Annotated in this window: 17 protein-coding genes; all 17 read right to left on the reverse strand. The window is 61.6% G+C overall.

Going from position 1 to position 17943, the window contains the following annotated elements:
- Positions 1 to 25: 25 nt before the first annotated feature.
- Complete coding sequence (gene hisG / locus O3297_RS24820) at positions 26 to 694, reverse strand: ATP phosphoribosyltransferase (RefSeq protein ID WP_034780945.1); 669 nt, start codon at positions 692 to 694, stop codon at positions 26 to 28.
- 12 nt (positions 695 to 706) lie between these two features.
- A complete protein-coding gene (gene murA, locus O3297_RS24825) occupies positions 707 to 1957 on the reverse strand; it encodes a UDP-N-acetylglucosamine 1-carboxyvinyltransferase (RefSeq protein ID WP_070257789.1) in 1251 nt (416 codons plus the stop codon).
- A 4-nt stretch (positions 1958 to 1961) separates the two neighbouring features.
- Positions 1962 to 2198 (reverse strand): BolA family protein, encoded by a 237-nt coding sequence (locus tag O3297_RS24830; RefSeq protein WP_034753824.1) that lies wholly within the window; start codon positions 2196 to 2198, stop codon positions 1962 to 1964.
- A gap of 46 nt (positions 2199 to 2244) precedes the next feature.
- Positions 2245 to 3006 (reverse strand): ABC transporter permease, encoded by a 762-nt coding sequence (locus O3297_RS24835; protein ID WP_034780947.1) that lies wholly within the window; start codon positions 3004 to 3006, stop codon positions 2245 to 2247.
- A complete protein-coding gene (locus tag O3297_RS24840) occupies positions 3003 to 3920 on the reverse strand; it encodes an ABC transporter ATP-binding protein (RefSeq protein ID WP_034780948.1) in 918 nt (305 codons plus the stop codon). The genes O3297_RS24835 and O3297_RS24840 overlap by 4 nt, the downstream gene beginning before the upstream one ends.
- A gap of 211 nt (positions 3921 to 4131) precedes the next feature.
- Complete coding sequence (locus O3297_RS24845) at positions 4132 to 4479, reverse strand: lipid asymmetry maintenance protein MlaB (RefSeq protein WP_034780949.1); 348 nt, start codon at positions 4477 to 4479, stop codon at positions 4132 to 4134.
- 52 nt (positions 4480 to 4531) lie between these two features.
- The gene (locus tag O3297_RS24850) at positions 4532 to 5167 is read right to left on the reverse strand and encodes a phospholipid-binding protein MlaC (protein WP_305050605.1); all 636 of its coding nucleotides are present in this window, start codon (positions 5165 to 5167) and stop codon (positions 4532 to 4534) included.
- A 71-nt stretch (positions 5168 to 5238) separates the two neighbouring features.
- The gene (locus tag O3297_RS24855) at positions 5239 to 6123 is read right to left on the reverse strand and encodes a VacJ family lipoprotein (protein ID WP_305050607.1); all 885 of its coding nucleotides are present in this window, start codon (positions 6121 to 6123) and stop codon (positions 5239 to 5241) included.
- Positions 6120 to 6590 (reverse strand): outer membrane lipid asymmetry maintenance protein MlaD, encoded by a 471-nt coding sequence (gene mlaD / locus O3297_RS24860; protein ID WP_034753810.1) that lies wholly within the window; start codon positions 6588 to 6590, stop codon positions 6120 to 6122. The genes O3297_RS24855 and mlaD overlap by 4 nt, the downstream gene beginning before the upstream one ends.
- 79 nt (positions 6591 to 6669) lie before the next feature.
- A complete protein-coding gene (gene mlaE, locus O3297_RS24865; RefSeq protein WP_034780952.1) occupies positions 6670 to 7452 on the reverse strand; it encodes a lipid asymmetry maintenance ABC transporter permease subunit MlaE in 783 nt (260 codons plus the stop codon).
- The gene (locus tag O3297_RS24870) at positions 7449 to 8258 is read right to left on the reverse strand and encodes an ABC transporter ATP-binding protein (RefSeq protein ID WP_034781028.1); all 810 of its coding nucleotides are present in this window, start codon (positions 8256 to 8258) and stop codon (positions 7449 to 7451) included. Before O3297_RS24870 ends, mlaE begins: the two co-directional genes overlap by 4 nt.
- Positions 8259 to 8517: 259 nt before the next feature.
- Complete coding sequence (locus O3297_RS24875; RefSeq protein ID WP_070257787.1) at positions 8518 to 9981, reverse strand: glutamate synthase subunit beta; 1464 nt, start codon at positions 9979 to 9981, stop codon at positions 8518 to 8520.
- Between the two features lie 79 nt (positions 9982 to 10060).
- On the reverse strand, positions 10061 to 14761 hold the full coding sequence (locus O3297_RS24880) for a glutamate synthase-related protein (RefSeq protein WP_099390114.1): 4701 nt from the start codon (positions 14759 to 14761) through the stop codon (positions 10061 to 10063).
- 194 nt (positions 14762 to 14955) lie between these two features.
- Complete coding sequence (locus O3297_RS24885; protein WP_305050613.1) at positions 14956 to 15663, reverse strand: transposase; 708 nt, start codon at positions 15661 to 15663, stop codon at positions 14956 to 14958.
- 133 nt (positions 15664 to 15796) lie between these two features.
- On the reverse strand, positions 15797 to 15943 hold the full coding sequence (locus O3297_RS24890) for a hypothetical protein (protein ID WP_305050614.1): 147 nt from the start codon (positions 15941 to 15943) through the stop codon (positions 15797 to 15799).
- Between the two features lie 18 nt (positions 15944 to 15961).
- On the reverse strand, positions 15962 to 16642 hold the full coding sequence (locus O3297_RS24895; protein WP_034780956.1) for a response regulator transcription factor: 681 nt from the start codon (positions 16640 to 16642) through the stop codon (positions 15962 to 15964).
- 137 nt (positions 16643 to 16779) lie between these two features.
- Positions 16780 to 17907, reverse strand: a complete 1128-nt coding sequence (locus tag O3297_RS24900; RefSeq protein WP_151091779.1) for a HAMP domain-containing sensor histidine kinase — start codon at positions 17905 to 17907, stop codon at positions 16780 to 16782.
- Between the last annotated feature and the right edge of the window lie 36 nt (positions 17908 to 17943).

Below are 17943 nucleotides of genomic sequence, written 5' to 3' on the forward strand. Positions count from 1 at the left end.
ATCGGCTTTCTGCTACTGAATGTGTCTAGGCTTGCGAGGCGCGTTCAAACGCCTCGATAATCGGCTGCAAGCGCTCGCGCTTGAGCTTGAGCGCAGCCTGGTTGACCACCAGGCGCGACGAGATTTCCATGATGTGCTCGACCTCGACGAGGTTATTCGCGCGCAAGGTGCTGCCCGTGCTGACCAGGTCGACGATGGCATCGGACAGGCCGACCAAAGGCGCCAGCTCCATCGAGCCATACAGCTTGATCAGGTCGACGTGCACGCCCTTGGCGGCGAAGTGCTCGCGCGCCGTGTGCACGAACTTGGTGGCCACGCGCAGGCGCGCGCCCTGGTGCACGGCCTTTTCGTAATCAAAACCGGCCTGCACCGCCACCGACATGCGGCAAGCGGCGATATTCAGGTCGATCGGCTGGTACAGGCCTTCGCCACCGTGTTCGAGCAGGACATCCTTGCCCGCCACGCCGAAATCGGCCGCGCCGTACTGCACGTAGGTCGGCACGTCGCTGGCGCGCACGATGATGACGCGCACGTTCGGATCGTTGGTGGCCAAAATCAGCTTGCGCGAGGTCTCCGGGTTTTCCAGCACCCGGATGCCGGCCGCTTCCAGCAGCGGCATGGTGTCCTCAAAAATGCGGCCTTTCGAGAGCGCCAGTATCAGCTGCGAATTGTCGCCCGTGTTCGATCCGTTCATGCTCGTTCCTTGTTATTTGATGCGTACGATGTTCGCGCCGACGGCGGAGAGCTTCACTTCCATGCGGTCGTAGCCGCGGTCGAGGTGATAGATGCGGTCGATCAGCGTTTCGCCGTCGGCGGCCAGGGCCGCGATCACCAGCGACGCCGAGGCGCGCAGGTCGGTCGCCATCACGGGCGCGCCGCGCAGCTGCTTGACGCCGGCGATGATGGCCGTGTTGCCCTCGATGGTGATATCGGCGCCCAGGCGGTTCATTTCCTGCACGTGCATGAAGCGGTTCTCGAAAATCGTCTCGGTGACGCGGCTGGCGCCATTGGCGATCGTGTTCACGGCCATGAACTGCGCCTGCATGTCGGTCGGGAAGCCCGGGTATTCCGTCGTGCGGAAGCTGACGGGGTTCGGACGGGCCGACATTTCGGCGCGGATCCAGTCGGCGCCGAAGGTCATCGTCAGGCCCATGGCGCGCAGCTTGTCGAGCGCCGCGTCGAGGATATCGGTGCGCACATTGCGCAGGGTGATATCGCCACCGGTGGCCGCCACGGCGCACAGGAAGGTGCCCGTTTCGATACGGTCGGCGATCACCGCGTGGGAAGCGCCGTGCAAGGCGTCCACGCCCTGGATCACCAGGCGGCTGGTGCCGATGCCGTCGATCTTCGCGCCCATGGCCACCAGCAGGTGCGCCAGGTCGGTCACTTCCGGTTCGCAGGCGGCGTTTTCCAGGATGGTCTCGCCTTCGGCCAGGGTCGCGGCCATCAGCAGGTTCTCGGTGCCGGTGACGGTGATCATGTCGGTGACGATGCGCGCGCCTTTCAGCTTGGCGCACTTGGCGTAGATGTAGCCCGCCTCGATGCGGATCTCGGCGCCCAACGCTTCCAGACCCTTGATGTGCTGGTCGACGGGGCGCGAACCGATGGCGCAGCCGCCCGGCAGCGAGACCTTGGCTTCGCCGAAGCGCGCCAGCATGGGACCCAGCACGAGGATCGAGGCGCGCATGGTTTTCACCAGTTCATACGGCGCTTCCAGGGTGTCGATGGCGCTGCCGTTGAGGACTACGCGGTCGCCGTCCTGCTGCACTTTCAAGCCCGTCTGGCCCAGCAGTTTCAACATGGTGGCCACGTCGTGCAAATGCGGCACGTTGGTCAGGTCCAGGTCGCCCGCGGTCAGCAGACCGGCGCACAGGATGGGCAGGGCGGCGTTTTTCGCGCCGGAGATGGCGATGTCGCCGTTCAGGCGGTTGCCGCCGTTGATGAGGAGCTTGTCCATGTGCTTATCCTTGGAATTCTTCAGGTGTCAGGGTTTTCATCGACAGCGCGTGGATTTCTTCACGCATGCGGTCGCCCAGCGCCGCGTAGACGATCTGGTGGCGCTGGATCAAACGCTTGCCGGCAAACGCGGGCGAGACGATCACGGCCTGGAAGTGCTGGCCATCGCCCTCCACTTCGAGGTGCGTGCATTCGAGGCCGGCCGACAGATAGCCGTGGATCAGTTCTGGAGTGGTGGTCACGATAAGTCCTTGATATTGAATAATGTAGTGATGGGGTATGCCACAATTAGTGGCGTAATCGGTAACCGCTTTTCAGCAGGCGGATCGACGCCAGCGCCAGGATCACGAGGAAGCCGGCGACGATGGACAGGCTGAGCCACGGGCTGACGTCGGACACGCCGAAGAAGCCGTAGCGGAAGCCGTCGATCATGTAGAAGAAGGGGTTCAGGTGCGACACCGTCTGCCAGAATGGCGGCAGCGAATGGATCGAATAGAACACGCCCGACAAGAAGGTGGCCGGCATGATCAGGAAGTTCTGGAAGGCGGCCAGCTGGTCGAATTTCTCGGCCCAGATGCCCGCGATCAGGCCCATGGTGCCCAGCATCGCGGCGCCAAGAAACGCGAAGACGACGATCCACAGCGGCGCGACATACGACAGGTCGGCGAACCAGCAAGTGATGGCAAACACGCCAAAGCCCACGGCCAGGCCGCGCGCGACGGAAGCGAGTACATACGCCGAGAAGATTTCCCAGTGCGACAGGGGCGTCAGCAGCACGAACACCAGGTTGCCCGTGATCTTCGACTGGATCAGCGAGGACGAGGAATTGGCAAACGCGTTTTGCAGCACGCTCATCATCACCAGGCCGGGGATCAGGAAGGCCGTGTAGCTGACGCCGGGACTCGGCTCCACGCGGCCATCGAGCACATGGCCGAATACCAGCAGGTACAGCATCGACGTGAGCACGGGCGCGGCCACGGTTTGCGTCGCCACTTTCCAGAAGCGCAGCGTCTCTTTGTAGACGAGGGTGCGAAATCCTGTCGAAATCATACGGTACCTTTATCCATGATCTGCAAGAAGATATCTTCCAGGTCGGCTTGTTGCAATTGCATTTCATCGATCTCGGTGCCCGCTTCGCGCAGGCGGGCGAGGATTTTTTCGACTTCGCTGTATTCGTTGACGCGCAGGCTGAACTTGTTCGGCGCCTGCTGTTCTTCCGGGTGCAGCACCAGGTGCTGCAGGTCGGCCGGCAAGGCGCCGTGTTTCAGGTGCACCTGCAGCTGCGAGCCGGCGATGCGGCGGATCAGGGCCGACATGGTGTCGAGCGCCACCACCTTGCCCGTCTTCAGCATGGCCACGCGCTGGCACATGGCTTGCGCCTCTTCCAGGTAGTGGGTGGTCAGGACAACCGTGTGGCCGCCTTCGCGGTTCAGGCGCGAGATGAACTTCCACAGGGTCTGGCGCAGTTCCACGTCGACGCCGGCAGTCGGCTCATCGAGCACGATCACGGGCGGCTTGTGCACCAGCGCCTGGGCCACCAGCACGCGGCGCTTCATGCCGCCGGACAGGGCGCGCATATTCGTGTCGGCCTTGCCGGTGAGGTCGAGGTTTTCCATGACCTCGTCGATCCACTTGTCGTTGTTCGGCAGGCCGAAGTAACCGGACTGCAGGCGCAGGGTTTCGCGCACGGTGAAGAATGGATCGAACACCAGTTCCTGCGGCACCACGCCCAGGTTGCGGCGCGCATTGCGGAAGTCCGTGACGACATCGTGGCCGTGGATCTTGACGGTGCCCGCGTCGGGGCGTATCAGGCCGGCGATGATGGAAATGAGGGTCGTCTTGCCGGCGCCATTCGGGCCGAGCAGGCCGAAAAATTCGCCTTCCTCGATGGCCAGCGACACGCCGCCCAGCGCCTTGAGCGATTTATAGCTCTTTTCTACATTCGTTATTTGAATTGCGGTCATGTGCTTGTTTCAAGTGTAATGCGTCTGGTGTGATGCGCCAGTTGCCGGAGACATCCAGGCCGGCAGGCCGGTGCAGGGCGCCGCCTTCAGGCGAGGACGGCGCAACAGTCAATTATAGTTGGAAAATTCGTGGAACACTTGGAGATCAATCCGGCGGCGCTGCTGGCCTGCCGGCTTGAAAGCTACTGCTGATGCGGGGAGTGGGACAGGATCAATGATGATGCAGGTCGGACGGGCTGCGTTCGGCGTGGCCGCCGGCGCTGGCGCAGTCGTCGGCGCTCAGGGTGCTCGAGACGAGCGAGCAGACGCCATACAGCTTGGTGAGGTTTTTCAGGTTGTTCGGCAGATTTTTCAGCTCCAGCACGCCGCCGGCATCCTGCGCGGCGCGTTGCCACGTCAGCATGACGGAGACGGCTGCCGAATCGACGGCCTTGACGTTGCGCAAGTCAAACTTCGTCTGACCCGAGCGGATGGCGTCCAGACCCTGCTCCAATGCCGAAGTGGCATTGTGCACGGTCAGGGAAGTCAGGGACTGCAAGGTGTCGAGAGAGTCTGGCATGGCGTCGGGCTGCGCTGGTCTGGAGCTGGGTCAGGAGCTATATGATAGCCGATTATTTGGCTTTGGCAGCGGGACGGCTGGCCAGGGCCTTGTTTTTTGCCTGCAAGGTCTTGATCAGGCCATCGATGCCGCCCTTGCTGATCTCGCTGGCGAAGCTGCTTTTGTACGTTTCCACCAGCCACGCGCCAAGCACGTTGATGTCATAGATCTTCCAGCCGGACGGAGTTTTCGCCACGCGGTAGTTCAGGGGCACGGGTTCGCCGCGCGCCACGTTCACCTGCGAGCGCACTTCCACTTCCGTATCGCTAGGATCGGCGCGCAGCGGCTTGAATTCCACGGTCTCGTTCTTGATCTGCGACAGGGCGCCCGAGTACGTGTAGATCAGCAGGGTGCGGAATTCCGCGGCCAGCTGCTTTTGCTGATCGGGCGTGGCATCGCGCCAGTGGCGGCCGGCGGCCAGGGCCGTCATGCGCTGGAAATCCACGTATGGCAAGATCTTGCTTTCCACCAATTCCGTGACACGCTTGATATCGCCAGCCTGGATGGCCTTGTCCGACTTGGCCGTGTCGATCACGTCCTGGCTGATGCGCTTGACCAATACGTCCGGCGCTTCCACGGCGGGGGCGGCCTGGGCGGCGGTGGCAAAGGCGATGGTGGCCATCGCCAGCAGTTGTTTCATCAATTTCATGGTTTACCTTTCATGGTGTTGCTATGCACCGGCTGGCGTTGATCGCAGCCGTGGTGTTCCTGTACCGGAGTTTACTCCTGCGACTTGGCCTCGGATGCAACGGTATTGCTACCAGATGTTACGAGGTCCGCAGGTGCCAGCTGGGCGGCAACCTTGGCGGGCGGCGCTTCTACCGGGGCCGCCTGGGGTTTCGCATCGTACTCCAGCTCGTAATCGCTGGTGTCGTTTTTTGGCACTTTGCGGTCGCGGCGGTCCGTATCGCCATCGAAAACCTTGCTTTCGCGCGCCTGCAGGAAGCCGTCGCGGATGAATTCATAACGGTCCAGCGCGGCCGCTTCCATCAGGTTGGTCGCGTCGAGCAGCGCGGCGCGCTTGTCGACCACGCGCGTCACCGTGCCGATATTGCGCACATTGACCGGATCCTTGTAGCGCCATGGGTCGCCCGCGATATCGAGCGGCAGGGCCACCGTGTCGCGCACGGTCGATGGGCCCAGCAGCGGCAGCATCACGTACGGACCAGACTGGACGCCATACCAGCCCAGGGTCTGGCCAAAGTCTTCGCTGTGCTTGGGGATGCCCGCCTGCGAGGCGATATCGATCAGGCCAAGGATACCGAAAGTCGAGTTCATGCTGACGCGCACGACGTCTTGCAAGCCCGCTTCACCCTTGCCTTGCAATAAGTTGTTTACAGCGCTCCACACATCGGACAAGTTGCCGAAGAAGTTGCCCACGCCCGTTTGCACGAACGATGGCGTGACTTTCTTGTAAGCCGTGGCGACCGGTTTCAGGGCCACCTGGTCAACGGTGTCGTTGAACTTGAACATGGCGCGGTTATACCCTTCCAGCGGGTCGCGCGGGTTGGTGCCGGTGGCGCAAGCGCTCACGCTGGCGGCGATGGCCATGGCCATGGCGATACGCGCCAGGCTGCCTTGGGATTGCTTGGTCGACTCGCTCATTTGCTGTCCTTTCCTTCCGCTGCCTTGCTGTAGATGAACTGATTGATCAGGTCTTCCAGCACTGTGGCCGATTGAGTACGGGCGATCTTGTCGCCCTCTGCCAGGTTCGCCAAATCGCCGCCTGCTTCCAGGCCGATATATTGCTCACCCAGCAAACCGGCCGTCAAAATCTTGGCCGAGCTGTCTTTCGGAAATTTGTAGCCATCTTCGATGTCGAGTTTCACCAGCGCCTGGTAGGTCTTGTCGTCAAAGACGATTTCCGAGACCCGGCCCACGACCACGCCGGCACCCTTGACGGGCGCCTGCGGCTTGAGGCCGCCAATATTGTCGAACTTGGCGCTAATGGTATACGTCTTGCTGAAAGACAGCGAGCTCATATTGCCGGCCTTGAGCGCCAGAAACATCAATGCCGCCACACCCAGCAAGACGAACAAGCCGACCCAGACATCCAAAGATTTACGTTGCATAAACAATCCTAAATAATTTTTACTTGCTGCCGCCTGCGCAACATCTTGCCCAGGCCCGCTGTTTGTAGCTGATCGGCAATTACTTGCTAAACATCAACGCCGTCATCATGAAATCGAGCCACCACACCATCAACGATGAAATGACCACCGTGCGCGTGGTGGCGCCGGACACGTCTTCCGGCGTCGGCTGTGCCTGGTAACCCTGGAACAGCGCGATGAAGGTCACGGCAATACCGAACACCAGGCTCTTGATGGTGCCATTGCCGACTTCCTTCCAGACATCCACGCCGCCTTGCATCTGCGACCAGAACGAGCCTTCATCGACGCCGATCAGCACCACGCCGACCAGATAGCTGCCGATGATGCCGACGGCCGTAAAGATGGCGCCCAGGATCGGCATGGCGATCACGCCGGCCCAGAAACGGGGCGCCAGCACGCGCTGGATCGGGTTTACGGCCATCATTTCCATGGCCGACAATTGCTCGCCCGCCTTCATCAGGCCGATTTCCGCCGTCAGCGACGTGCCGGCGCGGCCCGCGAACAGCAGCGCCGTGACGACCGGGCCCAGTTCGCGCGTCAGGGACAGCGCCACCAGCAAGCCCAGCGACTGTTCGGCGCCGTACGTGGTCAAGGTGTAATACCCTTGCAAGCCCAGCACCATGCCGACAAACAGGCCGGAGACGGCGGTAATCACCAGAGAGCGGTTACCGATAAAAAACAGTTGCTCAATCACCAGACGCGGACGGCGCCACAGCCCGCCCGACGAGGCGATGATGATAAAAAACGAACGCACGGCAAAGCCGAGGTCTTGTACCGAATTGCGCAACCATGCACCGATCGCCGCCAGGAAACGCGCGATCATCGGCCGCCCCCCGTCTGCAGACCCAGGTCGTCGGCCAGCGACTTGCCCGGATAATGGAACGGCACGGGGCCATCGGCCTCGGCATTGACGAACTGCTTGACGTACGGATGCGTCGACACGGCCATCTCGGCCGGCGTGCCGTGCGCCACGATCTTGCCCGATGACAGAAAATAGACATAATCAGCGATGGCGAAACACTCCTTCACATCGTGCGATACCAGGATAGACGTGGAGCCCAGCGCATCGTTCAGATTGCGGATCAAATTCGCCGTCACGCCCATGGAAATCGGGTCCAGGCCGGCGAACGGCTCGTCATACATGATCAGTTCGGGGTCGAGCGCGATGGCGCGCGCCAGCGCGACGCGGCGGCCCATGCCGCCCGAGATCTCGGCCGGCTTCAATTGCGCCGCATTGCGCAGTCCCACGGCGTGCAGCTTCATCAGCACCAGGGTGCGGATCAGCTCTTCATTCAAGTCCGTGTGTTCGCGCAGGGGAAACGCCACGTTCTCGAACGCCGTCAAGTCCGTAAACAGGGCGCCGTGCTGGAACAGCATGCCCATTTTGCGGCGCAACTGGTATAACTCGTCGGTCCCCAGCGTATGCACGATCTGGCCGTCGACATTCACGGAACCGGAACTGGGACGCAGCTGCCCGCCGATCAGGCGCAATACGGTCGTCTTGCCACTGCCGGAGCCACCCATGACGGCCACAACTTTTCCACGTGGGAAATCCATTTGAAGGCCCGATAAAATCGAACGTTCTCCATAGGCAAAGTGTAAATCACGGATCTCAACAAGATTTGGCACGACGAAGCTCACTATTTTAATGGCGTATTGTAGTGCAGAAACGCCAACCTCTGCTGAGACACCCCTTGGGACAGCCCCGTAAAGGGGAAGAATACAACACTAATGAATCGAAAGTCAGATATTGTAGTGGAAATTCGGCCGCCACATCGCGTCCCTGCCCGATGGCATGCATGGCTGTTGACTTGACAAGTAAAAAGAACAAAGGCCACGTCGCGATCCGCGCCGTGGCCCTGGCAAAAAACGAACAATTGCTCGTTTTTTAGCGCGGCAGCAGGGATGCGCCCATCAGGAACTCATCGACGGCGCGCGCGCACTGGCGCCCTTCGCGGATGGCCCACACCACCAGCGACTGGCCACGGCGCATGTCGCCTGCCGCAAACACCTTGGCCACCGACGTCTGGTAGCAGCCGGCGCCATCCGTTGTCGCCTTGACATTGCCACGCGCATCCGTATCGACGCCGAACGCTTCCAGCACTTGTTGCACGGGGGAAACAAATCCCATGGCCAGGAAGACCAGGTCCGCCTTCATCTCGAATTCCGAGTTCGGCACTTCGCTCATCTTGCCGTCTTTCCATTCGACGCGGCAGGCGATCAGCTTTTCCACCTTGCCGCCCTTGCCTTCGAAACGCTTGGTGGCCACGGCCCAGTCGCGCTCGCAGCCTTCCTCGTGCGAGGACGAGGTGCGCAGCTTGGTCGGCCAGTAAGGCCAGACCAGCGGCTTGTTTTCCTGTTCCGGCGGCTGCGGCATCAGTTCGAACTGGGCCACCGAGGCGGCGCCATGGCGGTTCGAGGTGCCGACGCAGTCGGAACCCGTGTCGCCGCCGCCGATCACTACCACGTGCTTGCCCGTCGCCTTGATCTGGTCCTTGAGCTTGTCGCCCGCGTTGACCTTGTTTTGCAGCGGCAGGAAATCCATGGCGAAATGCACGCCTTTCAGTTCGCGGCCCGGCACGGGCAGGTCGCGCGGCTGCTCGGCGCCGCCGGCCATGATGACGGCGTCGAATTCTTTTTCCAGGTCTTCCGGGAAAATGGTTTCCTTGGCCCAGTTGTTGACGTGGGCCGGGAAATCCTTGCCGACCAGCACGCTGGTGCGGAAGACCACGCCTTCGGCTTCCATCTGTTTCACGCGCAGGTCGATGTGCGATTTTTCCATCTTGAAGTCGGGGATGCCGTAACGCAGCAAGCCACCGACCCGGTCGCTCTTTTCAAAAACGGTGACGGCATGGCCGGCGCGCGCCAGCTGCTGCGCCGCCGCCAGGCCCGCGGGGCCGGAGCCGACGATGGCCACTTTCTTGCCGGTGCTGAATCCCGCCGGCTGCGGCGTGACCCAGCCGTGTTCCCAGCCCATATCGATGATTTTATGTTCGATCGACTTGATGCCGACCGGATCTTCGTGGATGCCCAGGGTACATGCCGATTCGCACGGCGCCGGGCAGATGCGGCCCGTGAATTCCGGGAAGTTATTCGTCGAATGCAAGATGTCCAGCGCTTCGCGGTAGGCGCCGCGGTACACCAGGTCATTCCAGTCGGGAATGATGTTATTCACGGGGCAACCCGTGGTACAGAAGGGAATGCCGCAATCCATGCAGCGCGCGCCTTGCACGGTCGCTTGCGCATCCGACAGGTGCAGCACGAATTCCTTGTAGTTCTTCAGACGCGCGGCAGGCTCCAGATAGTGTTCGTCCTGGCGCTTGAATTCCATGAAGCCGGTAATTTTACCCACGATGTTTCCTTTGTATTTGCTGGCTGGGAGCGGCTTGGCCGCTCCCTGTCATTGCTCTATGCGATTGATCTTGGCTGGCTCAGGCGGCGACGGCTTGGACTTCCATGGCGGCATCGGCAGCCATCTCAATCAGCGCGCGCTTGTATTCGTTCGGGAAGACTTTCACGAACTTGCCGCGCGCCGCGGCCCAGTCGTCCAGCAGGACACGGGCGCGGGTGCTGCCCGTGTGCTTGAAGTGACGCTCGATCAGGCGCTTGAGGATGACCTCGTCGGCTTCCGGCACGCCGTCGCGGTGCTGCGTATGCCAGGCATCGCGGTCGAGATGCTGTTCCGCTGCGGACACGACCTTGTCCAGGCTGACCATGGCCGTGTTGCACTTGCTGGCAAAGTCGCCGGCCGGGTCATACACATAGGCGATGCCGCCCGACATGCCTGCCGCGAAGTTGCGTCCCGTGTTGCCCAGGACCACCACCGTGCCGCCCGTCATGTATTCGCAGCCATGGTCGCCCAGGCCCTCGACCACCGTGGTGGCGCCCGAGTTGCGCACGGCAAAGCGTTCGCCCGCCACGCCATTGAAGAAGGCTTCGCCGGCGATGGCGCCGTACAGCACCGTGTTGCCGATGATGATGTTATCCACGGCCCAGCCACGGAATTCCGTATTCGGCCGCACGATGATGCGCCCGCCCGACAGGCCCTTGCCCACGTAATCGTTGCCTTCACCCACCAGGTCGATCGTGATGCCGTGCGCCAGGAAGGCGCAGGCCGACTGGCCCGCCGTGCCTTGCAGCTGGATGTGGATGGTGTCGTCCGGCAAGCCGGCATGGCCGTACTTCTTCGCCACTTCACCGGACAGCATGGTGCCCACCGTGCGGTTCAGGTTGCGCACGGGCGAGATGAAGGAGACGCGCTCGCCCTTCTCCAGCGCCGCGCGCGCTTGCGCGATCAGCTTGTGGTCCAGCGCCTTTTCCAGCGCATGGTCCTGGAATTCCACGTGGCGACAGGCTTGGCCATCCGGCGTTTCCGGCTTGTGGAAGATGGCCGAGAAGTCCAGGCCCTGCGCCTTCCAGTGCGAAATCGCCTTCGACTTGTCCAGCAAGTCCACGCGGCCGATCAGTTCGTCATACGTGCGGATGCCCAGCTGCGCCATCAATTGACGGGCTTCTTCGGCCACGAAGAAGAAGTAATTGACGACATACTCGGGTTTGCCCGAGAACTTGGCGCGCAGCACGGGATCTTGCGTGGCAACGCCTACCGGGCAGGTATTCAAGTGGCATTTGCGCATCATGATGCAGCCTTCGACCACCAGCGGCGCCGTGGCGAAGCCGATCTCGTCGGCGCCCAGCAGGGCGGCGATGACCACGTCGCGGCCCGTCTTCATCTGGCCGTCGGCCTGCACGCGGATGCGGCTGCGCAAGCCGTTCAGCACCAGCGTTTGTTGCGTTTCTGCCAGACCCAGCTCCCACGGCGTGCCCGCATGTTTCACGGACGACAATGGAGAAGCGCCCGTGCCGCCGTCGTGGCCGGCGACGACCACGTGGTCGGCTTTCGCCTTGGTCACGCCGGCAGCCACCGTGCCGATGCCCACTTCCGACACCAGCTTCACGGAAATCGAGGCGCGCGGGTTGGCATTCTTCAAGTCATGGATCAGCTGCGCCAGATCCTCGATCGAATAGATGTCGTGGTGCGGCGGCGGCGAAATCAGGCCCACGCCCGGCACGGAAAAGCGCAGGCTGGCGATGTATTCCGACACTTTATGGCCCGGCAACTGGCCGCCTTCGCCCGGTTTTGCGCCCTGCGCCATCTTGATCTGGATCTGGTCGGCCGAATTCAGGTAGGCGGCCGTGACGCCGAAACGTCCCGACGCCACCTGCTTGATGCGCGAACGCATGGAATCGCCTTCCTGCAGCGGAATGTCGACGACGATCTGCTCGGCGCCCACGACGGAAGCCATGGTGTCGCCCTGGCGAATCGGAATGCCCTTCAATTCCTGCGTGTAGCGGTTCGGATCTTCCCCGCCTTCGCCCGTGTTCGACTTGCCGCCGATGCGGTTCATGGCCACAGCCAGGGTCGCGTGTGCTTCCGTGCTGATCGAGCCGAGCGACATGGCGCCCGTGGCGAAACGCTTGACGATTTCCTTGGCCGGTTCCACTTCATCGAGCGGGATGGCCTTGGTCGGGTCGAGCTTGAACTCGAACAGGCCGCGCAGGGTCAGGTGGCGACGGCTCTGGTCGTTGATGATTTGCGCGTACTCTTTATAGCTGGAGAAATTGTTGCTGCGCGTCGAATGCTGCAGCTTGGCAATCGCGTCCGGCGTCCACATGTGGTCTTCGCCGCGCACGCGGAATGCATATTCGCCACCCGCGTCGAGCTTGTCGGCCAGCACGGGATCGTTGCCGAAGGCCAGCGCGTGCAGGCGCAGCGCTTCTTCCGCCACTTCAAACACGCCGATGCCTTCCACGTTCGAAGCCGTGCCCTTGAAGTATTTGTCGACCAGCGATTTATTCAAGCCGATGGCTTCGAAGATTTGCGCGCCGCAATACGACATATACGTCGAAATGCCCATCTTCGACATGACCTTCATCAAGCCTTTGCCCACCGCCTTGGTGTAGTTGTAGATGGCTTTGTCGCCCGACAAGTCGCCTGGCAAGCCATGCGCCATCTCGACCAGGGTTTCCATGGCCAGATACGGGTGGACGGCTTCCGCGCCGTAGCCGGCGAGCAAAGCGAAGTGGTGCGTTTCGCGGGCCGAGCCCGTTTCCACGACGAGGCCGGTGGAAGCGCGCAAGCCCTTGCTCACCAGGTGCTGATGCACGGTGGAGGTGGCCAGCAGCGCGGGGATCGCCACCTGGTCGGCGCAAATGGCGCGGTCCGAGACGATCAGGATGTTGTGGCCCGACTTGACGGCGTCGACGGCTTCCGCGCACAGCGAGGCCAGGCACGCTTCCACGCCTTCCTTGCCCCAGGCCAGCGGGTAGCAGATGTCCAGCTCGTACGACTTGAACTTGCCGCCCGTGTGGGCGCTGATGTTGCGCAAACGGGCCATGTCGTCAAAGCCCAGCACGGGCTGCGCCACTTCCAGGCGCATCGGCGGATTGACGTTGTTCGTATCGAGCAAGTTCGGTTTCGGGCCGATGAAGGACACGAGCGACATCACCATCGCTTCGCGGATCGGGTCGATCGGCGGATTCGTCACTTGTGCGAACAGTTGCTTGAAGTAGTTATACAGCGGTTTGAGCTTGTTCGACATGACGGCCAGCGGCGAGTCATTGCCCATCGAGCCCGTCGCCTCTTCGCCGGCCACGGCCATAGGCGCCATGAGGAATTTCAAGTCTTCCTGCGTATAGCCGAACGCCTGCTGGCGGTCGAGCAACGATGGCTGCTCTTTTTCGCCTTGCGCGCGGTCCTGTTTCGCTTGTCCTTCGGCCAGCTTGATCTCGTCGAGCTTGATACGCACCGAGTTGATCCACGCTTTATATGGCTTGGCGTTGGCGTAAGTGTTTTTCAGTTCCTGGTCGTCGATGATGCGGCCCGCTTCCAGGTCGATCAGGAACATCTTGCCAGGCTGCAAGCGCCATTTCTGGATGATCTTCGACTCGGGAATCGGCAGCACGCCCGATTCCGACGCCATCACCACCAGGTCGTCGTCCGTGACGATGTAGCGTGCGGGACGCAAGCCGTTGCGGTCCAGGGTACCGCCGATGTGGCGGCCGTCCGTGAACGCCATGGCGGCGGGGCCGTCCCACGGCTCCATCATGGCCGCGTGGTATTCATAGAAGGCGCGGCGGTTGTCGTCCATCGTCGTGTGGTTTTCCCACGCTTCCGGAATCATCATCATCATCGCCTGGGCGATCGGGTAGCCGGCCATCAACAGCAGTTCCAGCGCATTATCGAAGCACGCCGTGTCGGACTGGCCTTCATAGATCAGGGGGAACAGTTTTTGCAGGTCGTCGCCCAGCACGGCCGACTTCATCACGCCTTCGCGCGCACGCATCCAGTTGAAGTTGCCTTTGACGGTGTTGATCTCGCCGTTATGGGCGATCAGACGGTACGGGTGGGCCAGCGGCCATTCGGGGAAAGTATTCGTCGAGAAACGCTGGTGCACGAGGGCCAGGGCAGAGATGCAGCGCGCATCCTGCAAGTCCTTGTAATACACGCCCACCTGGTCGGCCAGCAGCAAGCCCTTGTAAACGATGGTGCGCGCCGACATCGACGGCACGAAGAATTCCTTGCCGTGCAGCAGTTTCAAGGCCTGGATGGCGTGGCCCGACGATTTACGGATTACATACAGTTTGCGCTCGAGCGCGTCGGTGACCATGATGTCCGGGCCGCGGCCGATGAAGATCTGGCGGATGACGGGTTCCTTGGCGCGCACGGTGGGCGACATCGGCATGTCCGTATCGATGGGCACGTTGCGCCAGCCCAGCACGACTTGTCCCTCGATGCGCACGGCGCGTTCGATTTCCTGTTCGCACGCGATGCGCGACGCATGCTCCTTCGGCAAGAAGACCATGCCCACGCCGTATTCGCCAGGCGGCGGCAATTCCACGCCCTGCTTGGCCATTTCTTCGCGGTAATACTGGTCGGGAATCTGGATCAGGATGCCGGCGCCATCGCCCATCAGCGCATCGGCGCCCACGGCGCCCCGGTGATCGAGGTTTTTCAGAATCAGCAAACCCTGTTCGACGATCGAATGGGTCTTGTTGCCCTTGATATGGGCGACGAAACCGACGCCGCAGGCATCGTGTTCATTGGCTGGGTCGTACAGGCCTTGCGCTTTCATGGGCTTCTCCGCTGCATATGACTATCGAAAAACTAGAGTAGTGCAACGCAACAAAAAACTCAACCAGAAAAATTAGGGTCGGAGTCGAATTAAATCCGATTCCGTCGCTCTAAAAATTTAATAGGGACATAGTCAAAGCAATTTCAATAAAACGTGAGAAAGAAACCATTTTTTGTTTTAAATGCGAATGCTTTTCAATTGGCGTCCACTTCGGCCACGATTTTGCGGGGACGGCCCCGCTTGGCCGGCAGCACTTGCCGCTGCATTTTGTGCTCCAGCGCCTGCTTGAAAGCGTCGGAACCCAGCGGCCAGCCCTTCAATACAGCCTCTTCCACCACCTTGACCTGGCTGCGGCCCAGGCCTTGCTCGAACAGGCGCAGATAGGCCGCTTCACGGTCGAACGGCGTATTGCCCAGCGCCCAGTACAGCGCATGGTCGGTGATCACGGGATCGGGACGCACGCCCGCATGGTGGGCATAGCTGGACCAGCTATAGTCCAGCGCCTGGCCCGCCAAACCCGTTTGCACGGGTACGCATTCGAGGTAGCGGCAGCAAGTGAGGAAGAAATTGTCGGGATCGATGACGGAAGTTTTGTAGCGTCCCTGCCACAGTGCCCCCTCGCGGCCGTATTTCTGGTTGAAATACGGGACGTAATAGCGTCCCAGCCACTGCATCAGCTGCCCCAGACCCGTCGCATCGCTGGGCGTTGCCAGAAAATGTAGCTGATCAGGCAATAAAACGTAGGCATGGATGGCCACCTTGAACATTTTTGCGCCCGTTTTCAGCCAGGACAAAAATTGCGCGTAGTCGGCCGCATCCTGGAACACAGGCTGGCGGTTGCTGCCGCGCTGGATCACGTAATGGGGCAGTGCTGGAATGATGAGGCGGGGCAAGCGGGCCATGGCAGAATCGGTAAAAAGAAGGCTAAGACCTTGATTTTACACAGTATGCGTGCCGGACGCGACTCTGACCCTGTTTTATTTGAAATGCTGGAAAAGGCGGTTGACTCTGTCCCTTAATTTCAGAGCAGAATACTCATGCGCCGTCGCAAACGGCAAGTGAATAGTTCCAGCGGCCGCCCTTGTCGAGGCAGCTGTCGATTTTCCATTCCTGACGCAGCAACAGGACCGCACAGGACAAGCCAACGATCAGCAATAGCCCAAGCAGAACACGCCATTTCATCCGGACCGCCTCTGCTGGTCAGGACAAATTGAAACTGGCCGACAAGCTGTAACCTTCGCCATACGCGCTGCGCAGCGGCAAGTCCTGGCCCAGGCCCGTCTTGGCTTTCTTGCGCAGGCGGTACACGAGCATGTCGACCCGGCGGCCCGCATCGGGATCTTCGCCGCCCATGCCGGCCACGATGACGTCGCGCGGCACGGGGCGGGTATTGATGGTGAGCAGGTGCAGGAAGTTGAATTCTTTTTCCGTCAGGGCGATGACTGAACCCATCAGCTCAAGTTGGCGCGCGCTTACCTTCAAGGTCCACTTGCCCGGCTCGGGCACGGGATCTTGCGGGCCGACGCGGCGGTCGAGCGCTTCGATGTGGGCGGCCAGTTCGGGGAATTTGATCGGCTTGGTCAGATAGTGGTCGGCGCCCAGGCGCAAGCCCAGGATGCGGCTGTCGAAAGCGACACGCCCCGTCAGCACCAGCACACCAATTTGCGGATACAGCTGGCGCATGCGGGGAATGACGTTGAAGCCATCCTCATCGGGCAAGCCCAGGTCCAGTACGACCACGCCAACATTACCATGGCTCAACGCCGTCCACATCCCGCCAGCGGAGCTGGTGATATGAACTTCGTGTTCGAGCTCAACGAGAAACTCCGCCATATCTTCGGCGTAGTCCAGATTGTCTTCGACGATCAGTATTTTCGTCATTGCAACGCCATTCTTCCGTTAGTGAGCTACCGTGGGCAAACCATGCCATTCACTTCTACACCATGATGGACGGCACAATAGGTTTACGTCAAGGAATTATCACGGTTGCCTTCAGCGGAAGCAAGGCTTTTCCTTGTCTAGACAGGAAGCGGCAGCCAAATGCGGAAAAGTGCCCCGCCTTCGGGCAGATTATGCCCCTGCAAACTCCCGCCATGCACGTCCACCACGGCGCGCGCCATGTACAGGCCCAGCCCCGCACCGGGATGCGTGGCATAGGTTCCACGGCTTCCTTTTTCGAACAACTGCGCCAGTTCGTCTTCCCGCAAGCCGGGCCCCGCATCGCGCACGCACAGGGCCACGCCGCCCTCGGGCACCAGCTTGGCCGACACGGTGATGGCGCTGCCAGGCGGGCTGAACTTGACGGCGTTGTCGAGCAGGATTTTCAGGCACAGCGCCATGCCGGGCACGTCGCAGCGCAGCCTGGCCGGCAAGTCCTCGTCCAGTTCCAGCTGCACGCGGTGGCTGGCCGGCACGGTGGCGGCCGCCTGCTGCAGCAGGGCCAGCGGCGCGATGCCGTCGGCGGCCCGCTCGCGGCCGATGGCCGCCATGCGTTCGGGTGAGAGATAGTCGTCAATCATGGACAACAAACGGTCGACGGCCGTCTGGATTTTCACGTAGCGCTTGCGCGTGGCCTCGTCCGCCTCGGTGGACGTCGAGACGAGGCGCTGGATAGCGCCATCAATCGTGGCCAGCGGCGTGCGGAATTCGTGCGACAGCATCGAGGCGAAGCGCTTCTGCTCCTTTTCCCGTTCCGCTTCCTGCGCCTGGGCGGCGCTGACGTCGCGCAAGGTCCCCACCAGGGTCATGCTGCGTCCGGCCGCCGCAGGCACGATGGTGGAATGGATTTCCAGGGCCAGCTGGTGGCCGTCGGCGTGCGGCAATTCCACTTCGCGCAACAGGGTCAAACGGCTGGCGTCGCCATCGCGCCAGCGCTGCAGCCGGGCCGGCACGTCCGCCGCCAGCTGCGCCGCGTGCGCGCGCAAGGCAGGCAAGTCGTGGCCCGTCAGGCGCTGCGCGGCGGGGCTGATGTAGAGCAATTCCAGGGTCGTGGCGTCGAGCAGGAAGGCCGCGTCGCGCCCGTGCTCGGCCAGCAGGCGGAACTGCGCTTCGCCTGCCCGCGCGCGCAGCAGGGCGCGACGCAACTGGACGAAGCGCAGCGCCATGAGGATGACGCCGGCAAGCAGCAGAAGGAGAAAGGGCAGCATGCGTTATACCTGGCAAGAAAGAATCGCCAAGTATAA

It is taken from the genome of Janthinobacterium sp. SUN128 (genome assembly GCF_030587275.1).
GTDB lineage: Bacteria > Pseudomonadota > Gammaproteobacteria > Burkholderiales > Burkholderiaceae_D > Janthinobacterium > Janthinobacterium lividum.